Annotated in this window: 1 protein-coding gene; it reads right to left on the bottom strand. The window is 66.7% G+C overall.

What is annotated here, in order from left to right; translation table 11 throughout:
* Window positions 1–4,545 (bottom strand): excinuclease ABC subunit A (locus ACK4OE_RS25250; RefSeq protein WP_409889175.1); only part of this gene is annotated, 4,545 nt, incomplete at both ends.

Consider the following 4,545-nt stretch of genomic DNA (forward strand, 5'->3'; position numbering starts at 1 on the left):
TGGCCAGCAGCACATCGCGCGCCAGGGTGGACTTGCCCGAGCCGCTCACGCCCGTCACCGCCACCAGGCGGTGCAGCGGCACGGTGGCCGTTACGTTCTGCAGGTTGTGCAGCTGCGCGCCGTGCACCGTGAGCCAGCGCATGGCTGCGCGCTCCTTGGCCTCGGTGAGTGCATCGGCGGCCAGCGCAGCGGCCTGGGCGGCACGCTTCTTCACGGCGGCGCTTTGGCGGCCCGTGGGCGCTGCGGCTTCAGCCTGCGCGAACGCGGCCGTGGCTTCGGCGCTCACCTCGCCCGCCACCATGCTGCGGCGCAGTTGCAGCGGGTGCTTCATCGCGTGCAGAAGGTAGCGGCCGGTTTGAGAATCTTCGGCGGCCGTGAGGTCTTTCACCGAACCCTGCGCCACCAGGCGCCCGCCACGTTTGCCAGCACTGGGGCCAATGTCGATGATGTGGTCGGCGCGGCGGATGGTGTCCTCGTCATGCTCCACCACCACCAGCGTGTTGCCCTTGTCGCCGAGCTTGTGCAGGGCGTTGAGCAAAATCTGGTTGTCGCGCGCATGCAGGCCAATGGTGGGTTCATCCAGCACGTAGCACACGCCCTGCAGGTTGCTGCCCAGCTGCGCAGCCAGGCGAATGCGCTGGGCCTCGCCCCCGCTGAGCGTGGGCGCGCCCCGGTCCAGCGTAAGGTAGCCCAGGCCCACTTCTTCGAGGAATTCGAGGCGGCTCTGGATCTCGGGCACCAGGTCGCGGGCGATGTCGGCCTCGCGGGCTGTCATGCCGCCTTCCACGCGCAGGGTCTCCACCCAGCGGCGCACATCGGTGACGGACAGCGCAGCAATGTCGGTGATACCCACACCGGCAAACTGCACCGCGCGGGCCGTGGCGTTCAGGCGCGTGCCGCTGCAGGTGGGGCAGGCCGTGTCGGCCAGGTCTTCCACCTCGGGCTCGGCAAAGGTCTGCTCGCGGCCTTTTTCCTTGTCGTCCTGCACCGAGTCGTCAAACACCTTGCGCTGGTCCTTGGTGAGCTTGACGCCCGTGCCCACGCAGTCGGGGCACCAGCCGTGTTTGCTGTTGTACGAGAACAGGCGCGGGTCCAGCTCTGCATAACTCGTGGCGCACACGGGGCAGGCGCGCTTGGTGGAGAACGCCTGCAGCGTGCCAATGCCCGCCGTGGGCTGGCCGCTCTCCATGGCTTCGCGCAGGCCTGCGATGCCTGAGAGAACATGCACCACGCCCTTGCCGTGCGTGAGCGCGTCGGCCAGCGCGGTGCGGAGTTGGGCCTCGTTCTCGGGCGACACATCCAGGCTGGCCACGGGCAGCTCGATGGTGTGTTCCTTGAAGCGGTCGATGCGCGGGAAGTTGGTGGTGGGCAAGAAGTTTCCGTCCACGCGCAGGTGCGTGTAGCCGCGCGGACGGGCCCAGTCGGCCAGCTCGGTGTACACGCCCTTGCGGTTCATTACCAGCGGCGCGAGCAAGCCGATGTGCTGGCCACGGAACTGCGTGAGCAGCTGCGCTGCAATGCTCTCAGGCGTTTGTGGCTGCACGGCGGCACCGTCTTTGACGCAGTGCTGGGTGCCGAGCTTGACGTACAGCAGGCGCAAAAAGTGCCACACCTCGGTGGTCGTGCCCACGGTGGACTTGCGCCCGCCGCGCGACAGGCGCTGCTCAATGGCGACGGTGGGTGGGATGCCGTACACCGCGTCCACCTCGGGCCGCCCGGCGGGCTGCACGATGGAACGCGCATAGGCGTTGAGCGATTCGAGGTAACGCCGCTGGCCTTCGTTGAAAAGGATGTCGAATGCCAGTGTGGACTTGCCCGAGCCGCTCACGCCCGTGACCACATTGAACTTGCCGCGCGGAATGTCCACGCTCAGGTTCTTGAGGTTGTGTTCCTTGGCATTGACGATTTCAATGGCATTTTTGGCCTCCTGCGCGCGTCCCTCTTGCCCAAGAAGCTCCTTTTTTCGTAGCACAGCAGCTTTTTCGTGCACCGAGTGGCCGCCCACGCCCAGCGCCAGTTCGTAGTCGCGCAGCGCCTGCCCGGTGTGGGATGTGGCATGGGCCCGCACGTCTTCGGGCGTGCCTTCGGCCACGATCAGGCCACCTGCATCGCCGCCTTCGGGGCCCAGGTCGATGAGCCAGTCGCTTGCGCGGATCACGTCTAGGTTGTGTTCGATGACGATGAGCGAGTGCCCTGCATCGATGAGCTTGCGCAGCGCGCGCATGAGCTTGGCGATGTCGTCGAAGTGCAGGCCGGTGGTGGGCTCGTCGAACAGAAACAGCGTGCCTTTGCGCGCCACGGCCTGGCGCGACTTGGCGGCCGTTTTGGCGGCTTCGGCCAGAAAACCCGCCAGCTTGAGTCGCTGCGCCTCACCGCCCGACAGGGTCGGCACAGGCTGGCCCAGCGCCACGTATTCGAGCCCCACATCCACGATGGGCTGCAGCGCGCGGATCACGTCGCGGTCGTTTGCAAATACGGCCGCAGCTTCGGCCACGGTCAGCGCCAGTACATCCGCCACATTCAGCGATTTGCCGCCCCGCTCGATGGTGATTTCCAGGATCTCGGGCCGGTAGCGCTTGCCATCGCAATCCGGGCAGCGCAGGTACACGTCGCTCAGGAACTGCATTTCCACATGCTCGAAGCCCGAGCCGCCGCAGGTGGGGCAGCGCCCGTCGCCGCTGTTGAAGCTGAACTTGGCGGCGGTGTAGCTGCGCTGCTTGGACAGCGGTGCCACGGCAAACAGCTCGCGGATGCTGTCCCACGCCCCCACATAGCTCACAGGGTTGGAGCGCGCGGTCTTGCCGATGGGCGACTGGTCCACAAACACCACGTCCGACAAATGGTCCGCGCCCAGCATGCGGTCGTGCGCGCCCGGACTGTCGGTGGCCTTGCCGAAGTGGCGCAAGAGCGCAGGGGCCAGCACGTCCTGGATCAGGCTCGACTTGCCCGAGCCGCTCACGCCGGTCACGGTGACCAGGCGCTGCAGCGGAAATTCGACCGTCACATCCTTCAGGTTGTGCTCGCGCGCGCCTTCGAGGATGAGGCGCGGGGTCGATTCGGTCACCATGCGCTTGAAGCCAAAACCCACATGCTTGCGCCCGCCCAGGTAGGCGCCGGTGAGCGTGTCGGCGCTGCGCAGGTCGGCCGTGGTGCCGTCAAACACGATCTGCCCGCCCAGGCTTCCAGGCCCCGGGCCCATGTCGATCATGCGGTCGGCCGCAAGCATGACGGCGGGGTCGTGCTCCACCACCACCAGGGTATTGCCCGCATCGCGCAGGCGCAGCATGGCCTCGGTGATGCGGTGCATGTCGCGCGGGTGCAGGCCAATGCTGGGCTCGTCCAGCACAAACAGCGTGTTGACCAGGCTGGTGCCCAGGGCTGTGGTGAGGTTGATGCGCTGCACCTCGCCGCCACTGAGCGTGCGGCTTTGGCGGTCGAGCGTGAGGTAGCCGATGCCCACGTCGCACAGGTACTGCAGGCGCGTGGTGATCTCTTCGTGCAGCAGCTTCAGCGCTTGCGCGTCGCCACCCTTGGCATCGTCACCCACGGGCAGCTGCATGCGCGCAAAGAACTGGCGCAGGCGGTCGATGGGCAGCAGCATCAGGTCGTGCAGGCACAGGCCGGGCAGCGCTTCGAGTTGCTCACGCGACCATTGCACGCCCTCGGGCATGAAACGTTTGCCGGGCTCCAGCACCGCGTCGGCGTCTTCCTTGCGGCCGATGCGCCAGAGCAGGCTTTCGGTCTTGAGCCGCGCCCCAGCGCAGGTGGGGCACGGCGTGTAGCTGCGGTACTTGGACAAGAGCACACGGATGTGCATCTTGTAGGCCTTGCTCTCCAGGTATTCGAAGAAGCGCTTGATGCCATACCACTGCTTGCTCCACTGGCCTTCCTTGTAGCCAGGGGCGCCGCCGATCACCCATTTCTTCTGGTCATCGGTGAGCTTGTACCAGGGCGTGTCGCGCGGGATACCTGCGGCCTCGGCATGGCGCATGAGGTCGTCCTGCGCCTCTTGCCACGCGGGGGTCTGGATGGTCTTGATGGCGCCCGCGCGCAGCGTGAGCTTGTCGTTGGGGATGACGAGGCCGTAGTCCACACCGATCACGCGGCCAAAACCCCGGCAGCTGTCGCAGGCGCCCACGGCCGAGTTGAACGAGAACATGGAGGGGATGGGGTCGCCGTAGCGCAGGTCGCTGTCGGGGCAGTGCAGGCCTGTCGAGAACCTCCAGAGTTCCGGCTCTCCCTCATCCACCAGGCGGTACACATTCAAGCGCCCGGTTCCGCGCTTCAACGCCACCTCGATGGCTTCGATCACCCGTGCCTTCTCGGCGTTGCCCAGGCGGAAGCGGTCGGCCACCACATCCAGCACCTTGCGCGGGCCGGTGGGCGTGGCCACCTCGCGCTCGGCCTGCACCTTGGTGAAGCCGCTGGCGGACAGCCATTGCTCGACCTGCTCGGCCGATGTATTGGCGGGGAGTTCGACCGGGAAGGTCAGCACGATGCGTGGATCACTGGCGGCAGCGCAGCGCGCGGCCAGCTCGGCGTAGA

It is taken from the genome of Acidovorax sp., from assembly GCF_046314175.1.
GTDB lineage: Bacteria > Pseudomonadota > Gammaproteobacteria > Burkholderiales > Burkholderiaceae_C > Acidovorax.